The 21,537-nt window shown below is 74.9% G+C and carries 17 protein-coding genes and 2 pseudogenes; 9 read left to right on the forward strand and 10 right to left on the reverse strand.

The annotated features are described in order from the left end of the window. Positions 1-962: pseudogene (locus ACZ514_RS29355) on the reverse strand (hypothetical protein); the annotation flags it as partial. A gap of 185 nt (positions 963-1,147) precedes the next feature. Between ACZ514_RS29355 and ACZ514_RS29360 the strand changes: the two are divergent. From ACZ514_RS29360 to ACZ514_RS29370, 3 genes are all read left to right on the forward strand, one after another. Next, positions 1,148-1,903, forward strand: coding sequence for a GOLPH3/VPS74 family protein (locus ACZ514_RS29360; protein WP_468167559.1), 756 nt, complete (start codon positions 1,148-1,150; stop codon positions 1,901-1,903). A 358-nt stretch (positions 1,904-2,261) separates the two neighbouring features. Then, positions 2,262-3,146, forward strand: coding sequence for a helix-turn-helix domain-containing protein (locus ACZ514_RS29365; RefSeq protein WP_468167557.1), 885 nt, complete (start codon positions 2,262-2,264; stop codon positions 3,144-3,146). 262 nt (positions 3,147-3,408) lie between these two features. Continuing rightward, positions 3,409-3,621, forward strand: a complete 213-nt coding sequence (locus ACZ514_RS29370) for a DUF397 domain-containing protein (protein ID WP_468167555.1) — start codon at positions 3,409-3,411, stop codon at positions 3,619-3,621. A 149-nt stretch (positions 3,622-3,770) separates the two neighbouring features. Here ACZ514_RS29370 and ACZ514_RS29375 read toward each other — a convergent pair whose 3' ends face one another. Beyond that, a complete protein-coding gene (locus ACZ514_RS29375) occupies positions 3,771-4,625 on the reverse strand; it encodes a hypothetical protein (RefSeq protein ID WP_468167553.1) in 855 nt (284 codons plus the stop codon). Between the two features lie 129 nt (positions 4,626-4,754). Between ACZ514_RS29375 and ACZ514_RS29380 the strand changes: the two genes are divergently transcribed. Then, positions 4,755-5,993, forward strand: coding sequence for an aminotransferase-like domain-containing protein (locus tag ACZ514_RS29380; protein WP_469126090.1), 1,239 nt, complete (start codon positions 4,755-4,757; stop codon positions 5,991-5,993). Between the two features lie 30 nt (positions 5,994-6,023). Here the strand turns inward: ACZ514_RS29380 and ACZ514_RS29385 are convergent, their stop codons facing one another. Continuing rightward, entirely contained in the window at positions 6,024-7,754 is a 1,731-nt protein-coding gene (locus ACZ514_RS29385) for an AMP-dependent synthetase/ligase (protein ID WP_468167549.1), read from the reverse strand. A gap of 118 nt (positions 7,755-7,872) precedes the next feature. On the opposite strand from ACZ514_RS29385, the gene ACZ514_RS29390 reads away from it, so the two are divergent. Together ACZ514_RS29390 and ACZ514_RS29395 are read left to right on the forward strand one after the other, a co-directional pair. After that, entirely contained in the window at positions 7,873-8,883 is a 1,011-nt protein-coding gene (locus tag ACZ514_RS29390; protein WP_469126091.1) for an AraC family transcriptional regulator, read from the forward strand. Positions 8,884-9,118: 235 nt separating this feature from the next. After that, positions 9,119-10,294 (forward strand): lipase family protein, encoded by a 1,176-nt coding sequence (locus tag ACZ514_RS29395; RefSeq protein WP_469126092.1) that lies wholly within the window; start codon positions 9,119-9,121, stop codon positions 10,292-10,294. A 90-nt stretch (positions 10,295-10,384) separates the two neighbouring features. On the opposite strand, the gene ACZ514_RS29400 is transcribed toward ACZ514_RS29395, so the two are convergent. Further along, positions 10,385-11,917 (reverse strand): alpha/beta hydrolase, encoded by a 1,533-nt coding sequence (locus tag ACZ514_RS29400; RefSeq protein ID WP_469126093.1) that lies wholly within the window; start codon positions 11,915-11,917, stop codon positions 10,385-10,387. A gap of 135 nt (positions 11,918-12,052) precedes the next feature. Further along, positions 12,053-13,927, reverse strand: coding sequence for an AMP-dependent synthetase/ligase (locus tag ACZ514_RS29405; protein WP_468167541.1), 1,875 nt, complete (start codon positions 13,925-13,927; stop codon positions 12,053-12,055). A 269-nt stretch (positions 13,928-14,196) separates the two neighbouring features. Between ACZ514_RS29405 and ACZ514_RS29410 the strand changes: the two genes are divergently transcribed. After that, positions 14,197-14,949, forward strand: a complete 753-nt coding sequence (locus ACZ514_RS29410) for an LppU/SCO3897 family protein (protein ID WP_469126094.1) — start codon at positions 14,197-14,199, stop codon at positions 14,947-14,949. Between the two features lie 27 nt (positions 14,950-14,976). On the opposite strand, the gene ACZ514_RS29415 is transcribed toward ACZ514_RS29410, so the two are convergent. From ACZ514_RS29415 to ACZ514_RS29425, 3 genes are all read right to left on the reverse strand, one after another. Beyond that, complete coding sequence (locus tag ACZ514_RS29415; RefSeq protein ID WP_469126095.1) at positions 14,977-15,681, reverse strand: hypothetical protein; 705 nt, start codon at positions 15,679-15,681, stop codon at positions 14,977-14,979. Between the two features lie 88 nt (positions 15,682-15,769). Continuing rightward, positions 15,770-17,515, reverse strand: a complete 1,746-nt coding sequence (locus ACZ514_RS29420) for a DUF4153 domain-containing protein (protein WP_469126096.1) — start codon at positions 17,513-17,515, stop codon at positions 15,770-15,772. 107 nt (positions 17,516-17,622) lie between these two features. Continuing rightward, on the reverse strand, positions 17,623-19,068 hold the full coding sequence (locus ACZ514_RS29425) for a hypothetical protein (RefSeq protein WP_469126097.1): 1,446 nt from the start codon (positions 19,066-19,068) through the stop codon (positions 17,623-17,625). A 102-nt stretch (positions 19,069-19,170) separates the two neighbouring features. On the opposite strand from ACZ514_RS29425, the gene ACZ514_RS29430 reads away from it, so the two are divergent. Further along, the gene (locus tag ACZ514_RS29430) at positions 19,171-20,088 is read left to right on the forward strand and encodes a DUF2199 domain-containing protein (protein WP_468700967.1); all 918 of its coding nucleotides are present in this window, start codon (positions 19,171-19,173) and stop codon (positions 20,086-20,088) included. A gap of 40 nt (positions 20,089-20,128) precedes the next feature. Here the strand turns inward: ACZ514_RS29430 and ACZ514_RS29435 are convergent, their stop codons facing one another. Both ACZ514_RS29435 and ACZ514_RS29440 read right to left on the reverse strand, forming a co-directional pair. After that, on the reverse strand, positions 20,129-20,563 hold the full coding sequence (locus ACZ514_RS29435; protein ID WP_468700964.1) for a VOC family protein: 435 nt from the start codon (positions 20,561-20,563) through the stop codon (positions 20,129-20,131). Positions 20,564-20,663: 100 nt separating this feature from the next. After that, the gene (locus tag ACZ514_RS29440) at positions 20,664-21,209 is read right to left on the reverse strand and encodes a TetR/AcrR family transcriptional regulator (protein ID WP_469126131.1); all 546 of its coding nucleotides are present in this window, start codon (positions 21,207-21,209) and stop codon (positions 20,664-20,666) included. Here ACZ514_RS29440 and ACZ514_RS29445 point away from each other — a divergent pair. Further along, positions 21,169-21,525: pseudogene (locus ACZ514_RS29445) on the forward strand (SDR family oxidoreductase); the annotation flags it as partial. The gene ACZ514_RS29440 and the pseudogene ACZ514_RS29445 overlap by 41 nt on opposite strands. Positions 21,526-21,537: the final 12 nt, after the last annotated feature.

The following is a 21,537-nucleotide window of genomic DNA, read 5'->3' on the forward strand; positions in this document are numbered from 1 at the left end:
GTACGCACGTCCCCGGACGGCTTCCCGCCCGGCTTCGCGTCCTTCCCGGCGTCCGCCGAAGCGGAACCCGGCTTCACCGCACGGAACACGGCCGTACGCTCGCTGTCCGCGTCCTTGCCGCCCTCGGCGTCCTCCGCGTCGGCGGCCGGCTTCACCACACCGAACGCGGTGGTACGCACGTCCCCGGACGGCTTCCCGCCCGGCTTCGCGTCCTTCCCGGCGTCCGCCGAAGCGGAACCCGGCTTCACCGCACGGAACACGGCCGTGCGCTCGCCATCCGCGTCCTTGCCGCCCTCGGCGTCCTCCGCGTCGGCAGCCGGCTTCACCACACCGAACGCGGTGGTACGCACCTCCCCGGACAGCTTCCCGCCCGGCTTCGCATCCTTCCCGGCGTCCGCCGAAGCGGAACCCGGCTTCACCGCACGGAACACGGCCGTGCGCTCGCTGTCGTCGGCGGACGTACGCGGGTCCGGGGACGGCTTCTGCGCCTCCGGTCCGGCCGGCTCGCCGGACCCGGAACCGGCCTCACCCGACGGCTTCTCCGCACGCGGGCCACCCTCCGCCTGAGCGGAAGCGGAAGTCGAAGCGGAAGCCGAAGCGGAACGCGGCTTCACGGGCGCCGGGCGGGATTCGTCCGCCGGCTGCCCGGCCTCCGCGTCCGCGTCGGCCTCCGCGTCGTCGTCCGCGTCGGCCTGCGCGGAACCGGGCTCACGGGGCGCGGCCTGGCGGACCACGCCCGCCGCCGGGGTCTTCGGGTCCACCCGTCCCGGGGACGGCCGCGAGGGGGCGGGGGCCTCGTCCTCCGCGTCGCCGTCCTCCGCCCGCCCGTCCGGCCCGGCCGCGGCGACCCGGGCCGCCGCGGCCTTCTTCAGCGGGTCTCGCGGCTGGAAGACCGACAGCCTCGGGTCCTGCTCCCCGGACGCTCCTTCATCTACCGACTTGTCGGGGGACTCGCCCGCCACCGTTCCTCCTCGATCGCTGTCCGGTCACTGTCCGAACCGTCTAACAGTGTCCCGTCTAGGGGGCATCGCCCAACCGCTAGACGAGAACGACATAGCTACTGGTTCCCGCCCAAAGCATCCAGGCGCTCTCGACAGATGAATGTGAGAGGCGTCACCCTGTCACTCATCCACGCGGGGAGGCATGGATGGGCAGGAGCCGCAGAACAATTCCGGAGGAGCTTCTGCTGCTCGCTTTGGACCCGGCCACGGGTACCACGGCGCAGCCGCAGTCGCTCGACCTCGGCCTGGCCGGGGCACAGCTAGTGGAGCTGGCTCTGGCAGGACGGATAGCCCCTGACGGGGATCGTATCGCCGTGGTGATGCCACGGCCGACAGGAGATCCGACTCTGGACTCCGCACTGGAACTGCTGCGCAGGCGCGGCAGCCCGGTACGGGCCGTCCACTGGATCGGCGGACCCCGGCTGGGGCTCCGCCAGATTTACCTCGCGCACCTGGAGCGCTGCGGCATGGTCCATGCCGTCGCGGGACAGATGTGCGGGGTGCTGCCGACGACTCGCTACCAGGCGACCGACACGGCGATCAGCCGGGAGATCCGCAACCGGCTCGACAGTGCGATCCGCACCGGCGTACCGCCGGACCCGCGGACCGCGGCGCTCGCCGCACTGGCCCACGCGGTCGGACTCGGCAAGCACCTGTACCCCGGCAACGAGGGGCGGTCGTCCAGGTCCCGGCTGCGGGACCTGATCCGGCACGACCCGATGGGCGGTCTCGTCGCGCACGCGGTGATGGACGTCCAGAACGGTGTGGCCGCACAGCCGCGCCGTGACCGCGCCGTACAGCCGCAGGCGCAGCCGCAGCCGGCCGTCCGGGCCACGGCGACCGGCGGTGTTCCGCTGCAGCCGCGGCGGACGGGTGCGATGGCCCGCGTGGCCGCGCACTGAGCACGGCCACCGGCGGGACCCGGACCACCCGCACCACCGAACCACCCGAACCACCGCACCACCCGCATGACGGACACACCCGCACCACCCGAACCACCCGCGACACCCCTTGATCCGCCAGCGGGGCTCAGATCCACCGGTTCAACGATCCACCGATCCACCGACACCGCGGCCGGAGGTCCCCCAAGACCCGGTCCCGGAGCCGCCCGCGCGGGGTGGCGAGGCCGACGAGACGGCTTCGCCACCCCGCGTGCCGCTTTCCCGCGTTCCCCAGCGCCGTCGCACCCTTCGGTGGCAGTCTGCTGAACACCAGACACTCAGCGAGACAGCGACAGAAGAAGGCGGAGGTGCCGTCCACGTGGCGTCCAATGTCAATCCCACCGTCCGACGCCGCCGACTGGGCATGGAGTTGCGCAAGCTCCGCGAGGACAAGGGCATGACGGCCGAGCAGGTCGCCGAGCGCCTCCTCGTCTCCCAGTCCAAGATCAGCCGTCTGGAGAACGGCCGCCGCTCCATCAGCCAGCGCGACGTCCGCGACCTGTGCGAGGTCTACGAGGTCGAGGACCCCCGCCTGGTGGACTCCCTCATGCAGATGGCCAAGGACTCCCGCCAGCAGGGCTGGTGGCACGCCTTCGGCGACATCCCGTACAGCGTGTACATCGGCCTGGAGACGGACGCGGCCAGCCTGCGGACCTACGAGCCGCAGATGGTCCCCGGCCTGCTCCAGACGCCCGAGTACGCCCAGGCTCTGATCCGCGGCGCGCTGCCCGAGACGGCCCCCGCCGATGTGGAGAAGCGCGTCCAGGTGCGCATGCACCGCCAGAAACGGTTGTCCGAGACGGAGAACAACAATCCCGACGTGGGCCCGCTGCGCCTGTGGGCGGTGATCGACGAGGCGGCGCTGCGCCGGCACGTGGGCGATCCGCAGTTGATGGTCCGGCAGCTGGAGTACTTGATAGAGCAGTCCCAGCAGCCGTACATCACGGTGCAGGTGATGCCCTTCACGATGGGCGCCCATCCCGGGGTGAACGGTCAGTACGCGATTCTGGAATTCCCGGACGCCTCGGACTCGACGGTCGTCTACATCGAGGGCGTCACGAGCGATCTGTACCTGGAGAAGGCCAACGACGTCCAGAAATACAGCGTGATGTACGAGCACCTTCGGGCCCAGGCCCTGAACGTCGACCAGACCAGGCAGTTCATCTCCGGGATCATCGAAGAGTACGCGGCCAAGACGAACTGAACGCGAACCCCGCAAAACGATGGCAAGCGTCAGGAAGTGACAGCAAGCGGCGGGAAGCGGGCGGAAGTCGACGGAAGCGGCGAGGGGGCCAGCACGGTACACCGTCGGTCCCCGGCCACAGAAGGCCTGAATGGAATATGCCACCCGGTCGAGTGAATGCCTCCTTCGGCCATCGAGAGCTGCCGGTAGCGTCGATCACGTCGGCCGGGGAAATCCCCGGCCGGCACGCAACCGGAACTACTCGCTGAACCGGAGAAGAAACATGGCTATTCGTCAGGGCGGTACGGAAAACTGGACCAAGTCCTCCTACTCCGGCGGGAACGGGGCCTGCGTCGAGGTCAAGTCGCCCGTCAGCAACGCCGTCGCCGTCCGCGACTCGAAGGTGCAGGACGGTCCGTCCCTCACCTTCGCGCCGGGTTCCTGGACCTCCTTCGTCACCGGCGTGGTCGGCGGCGGCCCCGGGCGACTCGCCTGAACGTCTCCACCCCCCACACCGCACAGCGCACACCCGTACGGAGCCCTCTCGACCGGCCCGCCGTCCTGGCCGAGGGGGCTCGGCCGTGCCCGGCACCTCCCCTCCCGGGTCCCCCGCCCCCGCCCCCCGCAGGCCCCCGCCCGGGCGTCTCAGCGCAGCTGGTCGACGTACCGGTCGGTCCCCGGCACGGTCGGGACGAACGGCGCCACCAGCTCCACCCGGCCCAGCCCCGACTCCGCGACCTCCGCGTCCAGCCCCCGGAAGCGGTCCCAGCAGGTGCGCGGGTCGGCCTCCAGGAACCAGAGCAGCGTGAGCCGGGTGCCGACCCCCTCGACCTGCTTGACGTACGTCATCCGGTCGCCGGGCAGCGGTGTCGGCCCGAAGAGGGTGACCATCGCCGCGGGTGAGCCGTGCAGCCGCCGCGGCAGGGTCCGGGAACACAGCCACTCCCGCAGTTCCTCCCGCCGTCCGGGACCGTCGGTGTCGACGACCTGGAGGACGAGCCCGGCGTACGGGTGGTCGAGGGCGTGGAAGTCCCGGGGGCCGGCGGCGCCGTCGCGGTAGACGGTGGCCTCGTGGTCCTGGAAGGCCGTGAAGACGTGGGTGCGTTCCTGGTGGACGCGCCCGTCGCGGTTCAGCCGCTTGTTGATGCCGACGGTCCACTTCATGTGCTCGTCGTAGCGGCCCTCGGTCACCCAGTACGTCGAGAGGTAGCAGCCGGCGGTCACCGGCCGGGCGACGGCCGACTTCTCCGGGTACCGCAGCTCCTGGAGCTCGCGGGTGGCCACCCAGCGGCGGCCGGCATACATCCAGGGCATGGCCATGGCGCCGGCGTAGTAGTGGTCGTCCTCGTACCAGCGGTTGTACGCGTACTCGTGCCCCGGGTGCGGTTCCACCATGGTGATCAGGGCGTGGCCGGGCCGGACCCCGTACGGGCCGACGGCCGCGAGCTCGGCGTAGTCCCCGGCCCGGGTGTCCTCTCGTTCCCGTTCGTCTCTCGTCATGCCACCGGTGTATCTGATGCTACGTCAGTTGGGGAGAGGGCAACCGGTGTTCGCCCTTCGGAAAGGTAGGTGCTCCCTGCACCTTCCGGCGTTAGGCTGCCGCCACCCGCCACCGAAGGAGCCGCCCCCATGCGCCCGAGCACCGCTGCCGCCGGAACGCCCGACGCCCTGCCCGCCGCCCTGCCCGCCGCCGCTCCGCCCGGCTTCGCCGCCCGTGCGGCCGCCGTGGGCGGTTCGCCCGTGCGGGAGATCCTCGCGCTCACCGAACGCCCCGGGGTGATCTCCTTCGCCGGGGGCCTGCCCGCGCCCGAACTCTTCGACACCGAGGGCCTCAGGGCGGCGTACGACACCGTCCTGACCGGCGCCGGAGCCGCCCGGGCCCTCCAGTACTCCACCACCGAGGGCGCCCCCGAACTGCGCGCGGCCGTCGCCGCCCGGGCCGCCGCCCGGGGCCTGCCCACCTCGGCGCAGGACGTGCTGGTCACCACCGGCTCCCAGCAGGGCCTGACCCTGCTCGCCGCCACCCTCCTGGAGCCCGGCGACACGGTGCTCGTCGAGAACCCCACCTACCTGGCGGCCCTGCAGTGCTTCGGCCTGGCCGGTGCCCGGGTCATACCCGTGCCCTGCGACGGGCAGGGCCTGCTCCCCGACGCCCTCGCCGAGATCACCGCCCGGGAGCGGCCGAAGCTGCTCTACACCATCCCCACCTTCCAGAACCCGACCGGGCGCACCCTGCCCGGGGACCGCCGGGCGGAAGTGGCCCGGACGGCGGCCCGGCTCGGGCTGTGGCTGGTGGAGGACGACCCGTACGGCGAGCTCCGCTACGAGGGCGCCCACGAGCCCTGGATCGCCGCCCACCCGGGCGCCGAGGACCGCACCGCCCTGCTCGGCAGCTTCTCCAAGGTGATGGCGCCGGGGCTGCGCCTGGGCTGGCTGCGGGCGCCCGCCGCCCTGCGCCGCGCGGCGGTGGTCGCCAAGCAGGCGGCGGACCTGCACACCTCGACGGTGGACCAGCTGGCCGCCGCCCACTACCTCGGCGCGCACGACCTGGACGCGCACGTCGCCCGGGTCCGGGACGCCTACCGGGCCCGGCGCGACGCCCTGCTGGCGGGACTCGGCGGGGCGCTCCCGGCGGGCTCGGAGTGGAACCGGCCCGAGGGCGGCATGTTCGTGTGGGCCCGCCTGCCCGAGGGCCGGGACGCGGGGGCCCTGCTGAAGTCCGCGGTCGGGCACGACGTGGCGTACGTCCCCGGCGCCCCCTTCTTCACCGGCACCCCGGATCCGCGCACGCTGCGGCTGTCGTTCACCACGCACACCCCGCGCGAGATCACCGAGGGCCTGGACCGGCTGCGGCTCGCCCTGGCGTAGGCCCTGCCGCGGAGGTCCCGCCTCGCGCGCTCACCGGGCGGCGTACAGCCCCTCGATCTCGGCGGCGTAGCGGCGGGCCACCTCGGCGCGGCGGGGTTTCAGGGTCGGGGTGAGGGTGCCGGCGCCGACCGAGAGTTCCTCGTCGAGGACGTGGAAGGCGCGGATGCGGGCCGGGCGGGAGACGGTGGCGTTGGCCGCGGCGACGGCCGCGGCCACCCGTTCCCGTACCGCCGGGTGGGCGGCGGGGACCGGGCCGAGGTCGAGGTCCTCGCGGGCCGCCCAGGCGGTGACCTCCTCGGTGTCCAGGGTGATCAGGGCCACCGGGTGGGGGCGCCGGTCGCCGATCAGGACCGCGCGGGAGACGAGGCGGGAGGCGGCCCGCACGGCGAACTCCACCTCGGTCGGGGTGATGTTCTTGCCGGCCGAGGTGATGATCAGCTCCTTCTTGCGGCCGGTGAGGGTCAGGTAGCCGTCGCCGTCGAGGGCGCCCAGGTCGCCGGTGCGGAGCCAGCCGTCCGCGTCGAGGGCCTCGGCGGTGGCTCGGGGGTTCGCGTGGTAGCCGGGGAAGACCATCGGGCCCCGGGCGAGCACCTCCCCGTCCGGGGCGATCCGCACTTCGCAGCCCGCCACCGGCCGGCCCACCGTGCCGTACCGGACGGCGTCCGGGTGGTTGAGGCTGATCACCCCGGCGGACTCGGTCATCCCGTAGCCCTCGAACACCCGGATGCCGCAGGCGCGCAGGAAACCGAGGGTGGCGGGGGCGATCGGGGCGCCGCCGGTCAGGGCCCAGGTGAGCCGGCCCCCGAAGGCCGCCCGGACCGGGGCGTAGAGGGACTCCTGCGCCGCCTCCCACGCCGGACGCAGTTCTTCCGGCAGGGCGCCGTCCGCCGCCAGGACGCCCAGCCGGACCGCCTCCTCGAAGCGTTCCCGGCCGCCCTCGCGCCCCTCCGCCAGCCCGAGCACCATCGCGTGCACCTTCTCGAACAGCCGTGGCACCGACGGCAGGTGCGTCGGCCGCACCTCGGCCAGCTCGGCGACGACGTCCTCGATCCGGCCCCCGAAGTAGCACAGCTCCCCGCCCTCCAGCAGCGTGGTGAACTGGATCAGCTGTGCCAGCAGGTGCGCCAGCGGCAGGTACAGGTACGTCGAGGAGCCCGGCCCGCCGGGGAGCAGCGGGAGGGTGGCGTCCTGCACGGCCCCGAGGTTGCCGTGCGTGAGCCGGCAGCCCTTGGGCGGGCCCGTGGTGCCCGAGGTGTAGACGATCGCGGCGTCCGCTTCGGGGGTGACCGCGGCGGCGCGCGCGGCGAGTCCGGCCCCGGGGGCCCGGACCGGGATCTCCTCGTCCATGCGTACGACCGCCCGCAGCGCGGGGAGTTCCGGCCGCAGCGCCTCCACCCGGGCGGCCTGGGCGGCGTCCTCGCAGACGGCCACCACCGCTCCGGAGTCGGACAGCACCCAGGCCAGTTCCTCCTCCCCGGCCGTCGGGTACACGGGTACCAGGACCGCGCCCGCCGCGAGGATGCCGAGGTGGGTGTACGTCCACTCGGGCCGGGTCTCGGCGAGTACCGCCACCCGCTCGCCGGCCGCGACCCCGAGGCCGAGGAGGGCCCGTCCGGTGTCCCGTACGGTCGCGGCGAGTTGCGCGTGGCTGCGGGTCCGCCAGGTGCCGTCCGGGGCGCGGAAGCGGAGCGCCGGGTGCGGCCCGTACCGTTCCCCGGTCCACTGGGTGAACACCGCCAGCGTGCTCGGCCGACCGTCCATCGCATGCCCTCCCGGGGGTAGGTGACCCCCGATGGTGGCCCGGCCCGGGGGCCGCCCGGCATGACCGGAAGCGTCACCCCCGCTGACCGCGGCGCTCATTGGGGCTACCTTCGGAGCCATGGGGAGGCGGACGGTCACCGTGCACCACGTGCGCGCCGTGCTCGCGGGGGCGCGGCGCGCCGGCTGCGACCTGGTGCCGTTGCTCCAGGAGGCGCAGATCCCGCCGCTGCTGCTGGGGGACGACCGGGCGCGGATCACGCCCGCGCAGTTCGCGCGTCTCTTCCGGGCCCTGTACCGGACCACGCAGGACGAGTTCCTCGGGCTGTCGGCGGTCCCGAGCCGGCCGGGCACCTTCGCGATGATGTGCCACGCCTGCCTGGGCTGCCGTGACCTGGGTGCGGCCGTGGAGCGGGCGGCCGTGTTCTACGGGCTGTTCCCCGGCGGGCCGGAGCTGGTGCTGGAGACGGCGGGCGGGCGGGCGCGGTTCGGCGTGCGCAACGATTTCGACGGGGACGAGGAGCGGTTCCTCACGGAGTGCGTGCTCGCCATCTGGCACCGGCTCAGCAGCTGGCTCGTCGGGCGGCGGATCCCGCTGGTCCACGCCGCCTTCGCCTATCCCCCGCCGCCGCACCGGGACGAGTACGACACCCTCTTCGACTGCCCGGTGCGTTTCGGGGCCGGGCGCACGGAGGCCGTCTTCGACGCGCGGTGGCTGGCCGCGCCGCTGGTGCGGGACGAGGCCGCGCTCGACGCGATGCTGCGCCGGGCCCCCTTCGACCTGCTGTCGCGGCCGGAGTACGGGACCACGGTCGCCGAGCAGGTACGCCGGTCCCTGACGCGGCGGCTGCGGGGTTCGCCCCGGCTGCCGGAACTCGGGGACGTGGCGGCGTGCCTGGCGGTCTCCCCGGCGACGCTGCGGCGCCGGCTGCGGCAGGAGGGGACGTCCTTCCAGCAGCTCAAGGACCAGGTGCGGCGGGACGCGGCGATCGCGGGGCTGGCCGAGGGCGGGGAGCCGATCGCGGAACTCGCGGCCCGGCTGGGCTTCTCGGAGGACACCGCCTTCCACCGCGCGTTCCGCCGCTGGACGGGGACGACGCCGGGGGCGTACCGGATCGCCTCGGGCGGGTGACGAGGCGGTGCGGCGGGGCGCGCCGGGCGGGTGACGAGGCGGTGCGGCGGGGCGCGCCGGGCGGGTGACGAGGCGGTGCGGCGGGGCGCGCCGGGCGGGTGACGAGACGGTGCGGCGGGCCGGGGTGGGAGGCGCGGTCAGGAAAGGTGAGCTGTCCGGTCAGCGACATGCCGACCGGTCGGTCACTACCTTCGCCTCACCTGCCCCCACCCTTACGCACGTTGGGAGTTCCCCCATGCGTTTGCGCAGCACCGCCCTGGCCGCCGCGGCCGCACTGACCGCCCTGGCCCTCCCGGCCGTGACCCCCGCCACCGCCGCCACCCCCGCCACCGCCGCCGACGGCGAGACCGGAGGCCGCCCCGGCGACATCGTCAGCAGCGCCCCGTCCGCCTTCCACCCGCTGCCCGGCCAGCCGACCGGCACCCGGGCCTGGAAGGTCCACTACCGCTCGACCACCGCCGACGGCGCCCCGAACGTCGTCTCGGGCACCGTCATCGTCCCGCAGGACGGCCGCACCGGCCCGCGCCCCCTGATCACGTACGCCGTCGGGACGGTGGGCATGGGCGACTCCTGCGCGCCGAGCAACAACCTCCCGCACGGCACCGCCATGGAGGCCAACCTGATCCAGCAGTACACCCGGCGCGGCTGGGCCGTGGTCGTCACCGACTACGAGGGCCTCGGCACCCCCGGCGTCCACACCTACACGGTGGGCCCCTCGGCGGGCCACGCCATGCTCGACGCCGCGCGCGCCGCGATCCGGCTGCCCGGGACCGGGCTGACGGCGGAGACCCCGGTCGGCATCATGGGCTACTCCCAGGGCGGCCAGGCCAGCAGCTGGGCCGCCGAGCTGCACGGTTCGTACGCGCCGGAGCTGAAGGTCAAGGGAACGGCGACGGGCGGCGTCCCCGCCGACCTGCTGGAGGTGGCCGCCTCCAACGACGGCTCCTTCGGCTCCGGGCTGATCTTCATGGCGGCCGCCGGCCAGGACGCGGCCTTCCCGGAGCTGCGGCTCGACTCGTACCTCAACCCGGCGGGCCGGGCGCTGGTGGCGGGGATGAAGGAGCACTGCGTGGCGGTCGACGCCGTCGCCGGCTCCTTCAAGCGGATCTCCGACCTGACCACACGCGACCCGCTCGCGCAGCCCGACTGGCGGGCCCGGCTGAACCAGAGCCGGCTGGGCGGGACGGCCCCGGCCGCCCCCGTGCTCCAGTACCACGCGCTGGGCGACGAGCTGATCCCGTACGCGGTGGGGCGGCGGCTGCGTTCCGAGTGGTGCGCGCGGGGCGCGGACGTCCAGTTCGACACCATCGTGCTCGGTGAGCACGTCAGCGGGGTCATCACCCACTCCCCGGCCGTCGGGGACTGGCTGGCGGACCGTTTCGCGGGCCGGGCCACCCGCCCGGACTGCTGAACCGCCCCGCCGCGCCGGGACCGCACCCCGCCGCCTCCGTCCCGCCGTCCCGTCCCGCCGTCCCCTCCCGCCCGTTCCCGTCCCGCCGGTTCACTCGCCGGCGGGGCAGGAGCGCGTACCGCCCGGCAGCTTCCCGCCGGTGAGGAAGCCGTCGACGTAGTCACGGACGCAGGGCGAGACGGCGTAGCCGGTGTGCCCGTCTCCCCTGTGGTCGATCACCACCGCCGAACCGAGCCTGCGGGCCGTCTCCTCGGTCCACTCGTACGGGGTCGCCGGGTCCCCGCGCGTGCCGACGAGGAGCATCCGGGGCGCGCCGGGCCGGTCGATCCGGCGGATGAAGTCGGTGCCGGCGGGGCGGCCGTAGCAGGACAGCACGGTCATCAGCTGGCCCGGTCCGAAGATCGGCGAGGTCCGGTGGAAGTCGGCCCGGAGGTCGCCGATCTCCTTCGCGATGGCCTCGGGGGTGGCCTTGTCGTGACTCCGGTCGGGGTCGTCGGCGCAGTTCACGGCGGTGAGCGCGGCCGAGGCGTTGTCGTCGGGGATCCGGGTGGGGCCGTCGTCGGGCGGGGTTCCGGCCGGGCCGCCCAGTTCCATCAGGGGGACGGGGTCGCGGTCGCGCTCCACGCGGGCGAGGGCGTCGGCGAGGTCGGGCCACCGGCTCTTGGAGTACAGGGCGGCCGCGATGGCGTCGACCGCGTCCTGTCCGGTGAAGTGCGAGCCGTCGTCCCCGACCAGCGGGTGCTGGTCGAGCCGTTCGACCAGGGCCTCGACCTTCTCCCGGGCGGTGCGGGTGTTGCTGCCGTAGACGCAGTCGCGCCGGTGGGCGCACCAGACGAGGAAGTGGTCCAGCGCCCGCTGCCGGCCGCGCGCGGAGGCCAGGGCCTGCTCGGCGAGCGGTTCGGTGAGGGTGTCGACCCCGTCGAGGACCATCCGGCCGGTCTTCCCCGGGAACTGCGCGGCGTAGACGGCGCCGAGCCGGGTGCCGTAGGAGAAGCCGAGGTAGTTGAGCTTCTTGTCGCCGAGGGCCCGGCGGACGCGGTCCATGTCGCGGGAGACGTTGACGGTGCCCACGTACGGGAGCACGGGCCCGGAGTGCATCGCGCACCGCTCGGCCACGGCGCGCAGGGCGGCCAGCTGGGAGGCGGCGTCGCCCGGCACCTCGTCGCCGGTCTCCTGGGAGCCGCCGCAGGAGACGGGCGAGCTCAGGCCGACGCCGCGGGGGTCGAAGGTGACGAGGTCGTAGCGCTGGCCCAGTCGCGCGAAGAGCGCGGGGTCGGCGGCCAGGGAGGCGATCCCGGAGCCGCCGGGGCCGCCGAAGTTCAGCAGCAGGGACCCGAGGGGCTTGCGGCCGGGCGCGGTGGCGGGGATGCGGGCCACCGCCACCCGGGTGGTGCCCTTGGCGGGGTCGGCGTAGTCGAGGGGGACGGTCACCTCCGCGCACCGCATCCCCGCGGGGACGCGTTCGAGGGGGCAGTCCCCCCACCGTATGCGCGGTCCGGCGGCGGGCTCGGGGCTGCGGGCCGGGTCTGGGGGCGGTCCGGGGGCGGCCGCGAGAGCGGCGGCCAGGACCAGGGCGCAGGCCGCGCCGGCGGCGGTACGGGGGCGGAGGCGGTGTCGGGGCATGCGCCCTCCTCGGGTCGCCCCCCGGACCGGTCGGCCCAGCCCACCATAAGCGGGCCGCGCCGCCCCCGCCCCCCGGGAAGGCCCGCCGGAGCACCCGCCGCCGGGCACCCCGTCAGGCGGTGCCGGGCACCCCCGTCAGGCGGTGCGGGGCGCCCGGTACAGGGCGTCGATCTCGCGCTCGTAGTCGCGGGCGATGGCGGCGCGCCTGAGCTTCAGCGAGGGCGTCAGGTGGCCGCGTTCCTCGGTGAACTCGCCCGGCAGGACGGTGAAGCGGCGGATGGACTCGGCCCGCGAGACCAGCTTGTTCGCCTCGTCGACGGCCCGCTGGAGCTCCGCCAGCAGCTCCGGGTCGGTGACCAGTTCGCGCAGGGGCACACCCTGCTTCTTGCGCATCTGCCGCCAGTGGGCGAGCCCGTCGGGTTCCAGGGTGATGAGGGCGGCGACGTAGGGCCGGTTGTCGCCGATCACCAGGCACTGGCCGACCAGGGGGTGGGCGCGCAGCCAGTCCTCGAGGGGGGCGGGGGCGACGTTCTTGCCGCCGGAGGTGATGATGAGGTCCTTCTTCCGGCCGGTGATGGTCAGGTACCCGTCGGCGTCGAGTTCGCCGATGTCCCCGGTGGCCAGCCACTGCCCGGGCTGGTGGGCGGCCCCGTTCCAGTACCCGGCGAAGACGTGCCGGCCGCGCAGCAGCACCTCCCCGTCGTCGGCGATGCGCACCGCCGTCCCGGGCAGGGGGTGGCCGACGGTGCCGAGCCGGGGGCGCTGGGGCGGGGTGACGGTCGAGGCCGCGGTCGTCTCCGTCAGGCCGTAGCCCTCGAAGACGTCGATCCCCGCGCCGGTGTAGAAGGCGGCGAGGCGCCGCCCGAGGGGGGAGCCGCCGCTGAGGACGTAGCGCACCCGGCCGCCGAGGGCGGCCCGGATCCGCCGGTAGACGAGCGGGTCGTACAGGGCGCGGGCGGCCCGCAGGCCGATGCCGGGCGGGTTGCCCTCCGTGGCTTCCCCGTACCGCTGGGCGATGCGGGCGGCCCGGTCGAAGGAGGAGGCGCGGCCCATCCGCTCGGCGGTGGCGCGGGCGGTGTTGTAGACCTTCTCCAGGACGTAGGGGATGGCGAGCAGGAAGGTCGGCCGGAAGCCGGCGAGGTCGGCGAGGAGTTCGTCGGTGCTGATGCTCGGCGCGTGTCCCAGCTTCACCCGGGCGCGCAGGCAGCCGACGGCGACCATCCGCCCGAACACGTGCGAGAGCGGCAGGAAGAGCAGCGTGGAGGCCGGGTCCTTGCTGACGGAACGGAAGACGGGGTGCAGCAGTTCCACGGCGTTGTCGACCTCGGCGTGGAAATTGCCGTGGGTCAGCACGCAGCCCTTGGGCCGGCCGGTGGTGCCGGAGGTGTAGACGAGGGTGGCGACGGATTCGGGGGTACGGGCGGCCCTGCGCGCGTGCACGATCGCGTCGGGCAGGTGCTCCCCGGCCTTGGCGAGCCGGGCCAGCGCGCCGGTGTCGAACTCCCACAGGTGCGCGAGTCCGGGGAGGTGGGCGCGCTCGGCGCTGATGAGCCGCGCCTGGACGGTGTCCTCGACGGCGCAGGCCACGGCCCCGGAGTCGTGGATGATCCAGCGGGCCTGGAGGGCGGAGGAGGTGGGGTAGATGGGGACGGTGACCAGCCCGGCGGCCCAGCCGGCGAAGTCGAGCAGGGTCCACTCGTAGGTGGTCCGGGCCATGATGGCGAGCCGGTCGCCCTCGGCGAGCCCCTCGGCGATCAGCCCCTTGGCGACGGCGAGGACCTCGCGCGCGAACTCGGCGGCGGTGACGTCGCGCCAGGTGCCGTCGGGCTCCTTGCGGGCGAGCACGGCCTCGCGGGGGGCCTCGCGGGCGTTCTGGAACGGTATGTCCCCGAGGGAGCCGCTCGTCGCCGGCCCGACGAGCGCCGGCACGGCCACCTCCCGCACCACCCCGCCCACGATCGTCTTGACGGGCTCGACGGACTCGACGGGCTTCGGCGCGGCTGTGTCCACGGCGTTCTCCTCGGTCGGCGCGGGTTACCGCCGGTAATCTACGCATGGCCGCCTCCCGCGGACACCCCCCGTACGCCATCTCCCCGCCGGCTCCACACCACGTCGACGGGATGCCCCCGGGGCGCGCACACGGCCGGCCGCCGGGCCGCCGGCTCCGCGACCGCCCCGCATCCCCGAACGCCTGCGCCCCCGGGAGGCGAAGGGGCACAATCGCGGAGGGTCCGCCCCCACCCCGAGGAGCAGCCGTGCCGCCGTCCCAGGAAATCGAGTTGACGCTCACCCCCGCCCAGGCCGCCGAAGGCGTCCTCGTCTCCGTCCCGCTGCCGGACGGCCCGCAACGGCTGCGCATACCCCCGGCCCGCAACGGCGACCTCGTCCGTGCCGCCGTCGGCGGGACCGAAGTACTGCTGCGGATACGGGTGTCCGGGCCGCCCGTACCGCCGACGGCCGCGGCCCCGGCCGCCCCGGCCACCCCGGCGCGGAAGGGCGGCGCGGTCGGGTGGCTGGTGCTGCTGGGGGCCGCGGCGGTGCTGATCGCCGGCGTCGCCCTCGCGAGCGGCGACGGCGACGGCCCCGCCCGCGCGGCTTCCACGGCCTCCACGGCCCCGACGGCCTCCCCCACGGACACCCCGGCCCCCTGGCCGACGTACAGGGCACCGACCTACCGCCCGCCGACGTACCGCCCGCCCGCCTCCACCCCGTCGGCCGACGACGAGACCTCCGAGCCGGCCCCCACCCCGACCACGCAGGCCCCCCGGCCCTTCGAGACGGGCACCTGCCTCAACGGCCGGCTGCCGGACTCCACCGTCGCCCAGTCCGTCGACGTGGACGAGGTCTCCTGCTCGGCCGCCGACGCCCACTACCGGGTCATCCAGCGCTTCCCCGGCACCAGCGACATGAGCCGCTGCGACGAGAACCCGCGTACGGAGTACGGCTTCTCGTACCAGTACACGATCAACGGCAGCGTCATCAACGAGTACGTGTACTGCCTGGTCGGCATCGGCTCCTACTCCCGCGCCTGACGGGCTCGGCCGGGGCCCTCCGGCCGCCTACTGCCAGCGGTACGGCTTGACGCCGGGGTCGTAGGAGCAGGTGACGGTGGTGCCGTTGGTGGCGCGGGCGGTGCGGCCGCGGTCGGCGTTCGGGCAGAACTGGCCGTCCACCACCGGGTGGCCGTTGGAGGTGCAGGCGTAGCCGCTCTTGCCGTCGGGGCAGGCGGTCATCGACCCGCCGCCGCTGCCGCCCGCCGCGGGCTTGGTCCTCGCGGGTGCCGGCTCCGTCTCCGGCGTGGGGGCGGCGGTCCTGGGCGGGGTGTACGCCGGGTCGTTCTTCTCGTCCAGGTAGCCGTGGGAGCCGGCGGAGCAGTCGCCGGACTTCGCCGCCAGCCTGAGCGTCACGGTGGCGTCCGCCCCGAGCGGCGCGCCGCTCGCCGGGCCGGTCTCGCAGACGTACCAGCCGTCGTGGTCCCGGGGGAGGGAGACGTCCTTGTGCAGGGCGGCGTCCGTGATCCGCCCCCGCACCGCGTCCAGCGCCGCCAGTTCGCGGCGCGCGTCCCGCACGGTCCGGCCGGTCAGACCCGGCATGACCGGATCCGGCGCGGCCGTGGCCGCCGACGGCGCGGGCGTCACGGCGGCCGGAGGCGGGGAGGCGTCGGCCGGGGCCGCCTTCGCGCCGGCCGGGGCACCACCCCCGCAGCCGGTGAGGACGAGAACGCCGAGGACGGCGACGGGGGCGAGGGACCGGGATATCCGCACGACGGGGCACTCCTGGGGCGGGGCGGGGCGAACCGGCCGTCATCATGGCATGTTCACGCCCACCCCACCCCGGACTCCCGTCATCCGGTCACGGGGTGCGGCCGCTGTACACCCCGAGCACCCGGCACTCCTGGCGGGTGGTCGTCACCGGCCGCTCGCGCAGGATCTCGCGGGCCCGGTACTCGCCGAGGCTCGTGGCGTACCAGGGGACGTCGCCGGCGCGCCGCAGCTCGTCGCGGATCGCGGTGAGGGCGCAGGAGCGCTGGGGTTCGGGCAGTCGGTCCAGGGCGGGGGCCGCGTCCGCCGACAGGTCGCGGAGGTAGTTCAGGTCGAGCTTGCCGTCCTGCTCGTACCGGGCCACGTTGCTCTCCGCGATGATCCCGTCCGGCGAGAGCAGCCCGAAGGCCAGTACGGTCGCGGCCGCGCTGCCGACCACCGCGCGGGCCAGCCACCGCCCGCCGGCCGCCCCGGCCGCCATCAGCAGCACGAGCACCAGGCCCAGCCACAGTTCCATGGTGACGACGGACAGCCGCAGCCGGGTCAGCCCGTACGCGTCCACGTACAGGTCCATCCGGCGCACCGCCGACGCGACGACCACCAGCGTCAGCAGGCACAGCGTCCCGAGCACCGAGCGGACCAGCCGCCGGTCGCCCGCCCCGCCGCGCGGTGCCCAGCGCAGCGCGAGCGCGATCACCCCGAGCACGAACACGGTGGCCCAGAGCAGCTGCCAGAAGCCCTGGCGCGCGTACTCGGCGTACGTGAGGCCCGTGCTCTCCAGCACCTTGTCGTAGCCGCCGAACAGCACGGCCAGCTGTACCGCGTTGAACCCGGCGAAGAGCAGGTTCAGCACGATCAGCGGCAGGCTCCACTCCACCCGCGAACGGGCCTTGCCCCGGCGGGGCCCGACCCGGTCCCAGCGGTGCGGGGCCGCCGCCGTGCGGGCGGCGGCGAGCGCGAGGACCGCGCCGGTCAGGAAGAGCAGGAACCGCAGCGGGCCGTCCCCCACCGACACCTCGGGGACCAGCCCGCCGAGCAGGTCCGCGAAGGCCGCGTCGGCGGAGGCGAACAGCGTCCCGAAGACGAGCAGCAGGGCCGCCGCGACCAGGGCCGCCTTCAGCACCGGCAGCCAGCGCCCGCGGCGCGCGCCGCCGCCGCGCGCCCGTACGCCCGCCCAGGCCCAGCCGACGCCGGTGACGGCGCTGTCGAGGAACCCGAGCGGGGCGAGCAGCACGCCGGGCCACCGGGTGGTTCCGTGCAGGGCCAGCGCGGCCAGCAGTACGGCGGCGAGGATCGCCAGCGTGGACGGCCAGGCGGAGTCCCGCAGCGCCGGGACCACCAGCAGCGCCACGCAGCCGGCGGCCCACAGCAGGCTCCAGGGGCGGGCCTTGCGCCCGGCCGCGCGGGCGGAGGCGTACGCGGCCGCCATGGCGGGCAGCGCGGCGAGCAGCAGCCCGGGGCCCATGCCGTCGCCGAGGGCGACGGCGGTGGTGAGCCCGGCCACGAGCACGGCGACCAGGGTGGCCGTGCCGATCGGGGCGGCCTCGGCGGGCCGGACGCGCCGCCACATCGAGTGGGCCGCCCGCGCGGCGGCCGCCTCCCGGGCCTGCTGCCGGTGCAGGTGGTACTGCCGCGTCTGCCAGGCGTGCCAGGCGGCCGGGTCGTGCCCGGGCCGGCCGGGAGCGGCGGGCGGCAGCGGCGCGGCCGGCGGAGCCTGCCCGGCGGGCGGCGGCCCGGCGGTCGCCCCCGACGGCGGGACCGGGGTCTGCGCGGTCTGCGGAGCCTGGGCGGGCCCTCCCGGTCCCGCCTGTCCGGCGTTCTCGGTGTTCTCGGACATCGGTCCCTCCCCTGTTGCGGAGCGGCCAGCGTAGGCCCGCACCACGAGGTTTTGAACACATTCAACTCACCCTTGTGGCAGGACCGTGACAATCCGCGCGCCGCACTTCAGGAACGGGCCGCCAGCAGTTCGGCGTAGGGGAGCGTCATGAAGCCGGAGTCGTACTGGGTGATGCCGTACCTGTCGTTGTCGGCGTCGGCCGACAGCCGGCCCCGGGCACCCAGCGGGGAGACCACGGACTCGGACCAGCTCGCCGTCCCGTTCATCCACCGCACCGCCGTGAGGTAGCGGGGCCCGCGCGTCACGTTGACGAGGTTGTTGTTGTGGCGCACCCGCCCGTGGTGGATGACGTGGTCGCCGCACGGCTCGGGGCAGTCGAAGTACCTGCCCGGCTTCTCCTTCCACGAGACGATCGGGCGGTAGTAGCCACTGTCGAGGACCCCCCGGTCACCCCGCATGAAGGTGACCGACATGCGGGTCATGACGGCGTCGTACCCCTTGTCCGTGGGGATCTGGACCACCCGCTCCGAGGTGTAGTCCGTTCCCGCCGCGATCCATGCGCCGTGCCCCGGAACGACCGGGCCGGTGTTGACGAGCGGGAACGCCGTCGGCCGCAGGTAGAGCTGCGTGTCGCCTTCGGCCTCCATGTCCACCCGCCACTGGTCCCGGTCCAGCCGGGTCTTCGACGCGTCGAAGGCCGCCTCCCGTCCCCACACCCAGTAGATGCTGCTGACGACGTACCCCGGAACGGCCCCGTCGTTCACGACGCGCAGCTTCACCGGAAGGTGGACGACGGCACGCCCCGGATCCTTCCTCGGGGTCCCGAACCTCGCCTCCACCTTGAAGTGGAAGAGCGCCGCGGCGGGCTGGTACACCGCCGAGTAGACGAAGTTCGCCGACGCGAGCAACGCGGTCGCCACCACACCGGCGGTGAAGCTCTTCGGATGCGGGATCCCCGCCCAGGCCCGCTCGCTCCGGACCGTCCACAGCACCCACAGCGCCCACGACGCCCACGCCGACAGCGCGAGGAACACCGGCAGGTACGGAGTCCACTCCCGCTCCTGGAACCACACCGTCAGCAGCAGGGCCTCGGTCGCCGCCGTGACGAGTACGCCCACCAGCACCACGGCGCCCGAGTAGGTCAGCGCCCGCTTCCCCCAGAAGTCGAACACCGCGGCCGCCGCGAGCGCTTGCACGGCTCCCGCGCACACGAACAGCATCCCCGCCAGCCGCCCCGAGAAGGTCAGGGCCCCCAGCGCGTCGACCATCCCGACCCGGGCCAGGAGCAGCGCCGACACCAGCAGCCCCGCGGCGAACAGGGCCATGGTGGCGCGTCGGCGGCCCGTGCGGTCCGGCCAGGTGGCGGCGTCCGCCCCGCGCCAGGTCACGTGGGCCCGGTCCGACAGGTCCAGGCCGGGCGGCACCCCCGCCCGGCGGAGCCGCCTGCGCAGATCGCCCGGGGACCAGGCGCCCCCGGCCGGCTCGCCGTCGACGGTGACCGCGCGCAGACCACGCGCGTCCGGCGCCTCCACCACCACCCTGCGCGTACTCATGCCCCCAGCCTCAGCGCTGCGCCCGGCCCCCGCACCCGGGGCTGCTCCACCCCGCACCGGGCCGCCGCGCGCCCGGCAGCCGTCCCCCCGTAGGGTGCCCGGGTGACGACGCACCTTCCCGCCTGCTCCTGCTGCGGTGACGCCCTCTCCGACGAGCGGCGCCTCGACTTCGGCTACCACCTGCCCGAGGCCGCGTTCGGCCTGCCCGAGGAGGCCCTCCACCGGCTCGGCGTGCGCGCCCTGCTGCGGGTGGACGGGGCCGGCTCCTTCATACGCTGCCTGCTGCCCGTGCGGCTGACCCACGACACCGAGCTGGTCCTCGGGACCTGGGTGCAGGTGGAGGACGCCACCCTGCGGCGCGCCCACGAGCTGTGGGAGGAGCCCGGCTACGCGGACTTCTCCTTCCGGGGCAGGTACGCCAACCAGGTCCAGCCGTGGGGTGACGACCTGATGGGCGCCGAGGTCACCGCCGAGGTCGCCGACCCCGGCGAACTGCCCGTCGTCACCGCCGTACACCACCCCGTGGCCGCCCGCGTGCTGACGGAGGTCTGGGACCGGGACGAGGTCCTCAGCCGCTTCCCGTACCCGCTCCCCGTCGACGTGCGCACCGACCTCGGCGACCACTGGTCCGTGCTGCGCACCGCCGGGCTCACCGCCTCCTTCGCCGACGGCACGGACCGCTTCACCGGCCCGCACCGCACCGCGGCCGTCAACCTGATGCGGGACGACGTCCCCGGCCGCGCCCCGGAGGACTTCCTGACCGCCCTGCTCTCGGGCGCCCCCGACACCCGGCCCGCCCAGCGCGCCCGCGAGGTGACGGCCGACGGCGTCCGGTACGCGTTCTGGACGACCCCGCAGGACCACGGGCGGGAGCGCCACGAGTTCTACGGCTTCGCCGTCCACGCCTCCGGCAGCGCCGTCGGGGTCTTCTGCACCCATGAGGACGCCGCCGACCTGGCCTGGGCCCAGCGGGTCTGGCGCTCCCTCGACTACGCGCCGCCCGGGGGCGGGAACGGCTGACCCGGCGGGCCGGGCCCGCCCGGAGGGCCGGCCCGGCCCCTCAGTCGAGGCAGAACTCGTTGCCCTCCGGGTCGGCCATGGCGATCATCCCCTCGTCCACGCCGTTGGGCTCGAGCCGGTACAGCCGCTTCGCCCCCAGCCCCTCCAGCCGGGTGGCCTCCGCCTCCAGGACGTCCATCCGCTCGGCGCCGGTCAGGCCGGGAGCGGCGCGGACGTCCAGGTGCAGGCGGTTCTTGGCCGTCTTCCCCTCCGGCACCTTCTGGAAGAACACCCGCGGCCCCTTGCCCTCCGGGTCGGTGATCGCGGACCGGTCGTTGTGCCGCTCGGGCGGCACGCCCCACGCCGTCAGCGCCGCGGGCCAGTCCGCGAACCCCTCGGGCGGCGGCTGGACGCGGTAGCCCAGCGCCCCGGCCCAGAACACCGCCTGGGCGCCCGGGTCGGCGCAGTCGTACGTCACCTGGAATTCCTTGGCCATGCCGCCTCCCACCGTTCGTCACGTGCCGCCATCCTCGCACCTCAACAGGCCGACGCCGAAGGCCGGTTGAGGGCTCCGCCGGCCGGGGCGGGCGGAGCGGTCAGCTCCGCGCGGCCGGCCAGGCGGCCGGCGCCCGTTCGGCCACAGCGGCCAGCTGGGGGGGCGCCGTCCTGCGCCCGTTGCGAGAGGCCCTGGAGGACGGTGGCGAAGTAGTCGGCCAGGGCCCGGGGCCCGCCTCGGCGGGCAGCTCCCCCGCCCGCTGTGCTTCCCGCAGCCGTGCCTCGAAGGCGTCCACGTTCCTCCTCCGCAGGTCGCGCAGGAACGCCCGCACCTCCGCGTCCTGGGAAGTGACGTTGGTCGCGGCGCTGATGGCCGGGCAGCCGGCCGGGTGCGAGGGGTCCGGGTGGATCGCCGCGGCCTCCCGGAGGATGCGCGCGAACGCCTCCCGCGCGGTCGGCTCCTCGCGCAGCGCCACCCCGGTGAAGACGCCGACGGGTGACCTGCCGCAGGCGTCGACCACCTCCTCGAACAGGGACTTCTTGTCACCGAAGGCCGCGTACAGGCTCCCGGGGCGGACACCCATCGCCTCGGTCAGGTCGCCGATGGAAACGGTCTTCGCCGTGAACGTGCGCGCCCCGTTCTTCATCGTCCGGGCGGGGCTGGGGCGGCTGCGCGACGGCGGCCGGATCATCAACATCTCCAGCGGCGCGGCCCACCTGGCCATGCCCGGGGCCCGGGGCATCACGGCGAACTCGGTCGCGCCCGGGATCATCGACACGGACGTCAACGCGCAGTGGCTGCGCGGTGACCCGGAAGCCGAGGCCCACGCGGCCTCCCGGGCCGCCCCGGGCCGGGTCGGCCGCCCGGAAGACGTTGCCGACGTCGTGGTCTTCCTCGCCTCGGACGACGCGCGCTGGGTCACCGGCAAGGTGATCGACGCCACCGGGGGCTCCGGCCTGTGAGCCCGCGCCCCG

The organism is Streptomyces sp. NPDC034086 (genome assembly GCF_055575515.1).

Coding starts and splice junctions, on each gene's coding strand:
- ACZ514_RS29385 (WP_468167549.1), bottom strand. CDS start 7,754: ATGGACGGTCGGCCGAGCACGCTGGCGGTGTTCACCCAGTGGACCGGG.
- ACZ514_RS29360 (WP_468167559.1), top strand. CDS start 1,148: ATGGGCAGGAGCCGCAGAACAATTCCGGAGGAGCTTCTGCTGCTCGCT.
- ACZ514_RS29390 (WP_469126091.1), top strand. CDS start 7,873: ATGGGGAGGCGGACGGTCACCGTGCACCACGTGCGCGCCGTGCTCGCG.
- ACZ514_RS29375 (WP_468167553.1), bottom strand. CDS start 4,625: ATGACGAGAGACGAACGGGAACGAGAGGACACCCGGGCCGGGGACTAC.
- ACZ514_RS29370 (WP_468167555.1), top strand. CDS start 3,409: ATGGCTATTCGTCAGGGCGGTACGGAAAACTGGACCAAGTCCTCCTAC.
- ACZ514_RS29420 (WP_469126096.1), bottom strand. CDS start 17,515: ATGTCCGAGAACACCGAGAACGCCGGACAGGCGGGACCGGGAGGGCCC.
- ACZ514_RS29380 (WP_469126090.1), top strand. CDS start 4,755: ATGCGCCCGAGCACCGCTGCCGCCGGAACGCCCGACGCCCTGCCCGCC.
- ACZ514_RS29425 (WP_469126097.1), bottom strand. CDS start 19,068: ATGAGTACGCGCAGGGTGGTGGTGGAGGCGCCGGACGCGCGTGGTCTG.
- ACZ514_RS29400 (WP_469126093.1), bottom strand. CDS start 11,917: ATGCCCCGACACCGCCTCCGCCCCCGTACCGCCGCCGGCGCGGCCTGC.
- ACZ514_RS29395 (WP_469126092.1), top strand. CDS start 9,119: ATGCGTTTGCGCAGCACCGCCCTGGCCGCCGCGGCCGCACTGACCGCC.
- ACZ514_RS29435 (WP_468700964.1), bottom strand. CDS start 20,563: ATGGCCAAGGAATTCCAGGTGACGTACGACTGCGCCGACCCGGGCGCC.
- ACZ514_RS29440 (WP_469126131.1), bottom strand. CDS start 21,209: ATGAAGAACGGGGCGCGCACGTTCACGGCGAAGACCGTTTCCATCGGC.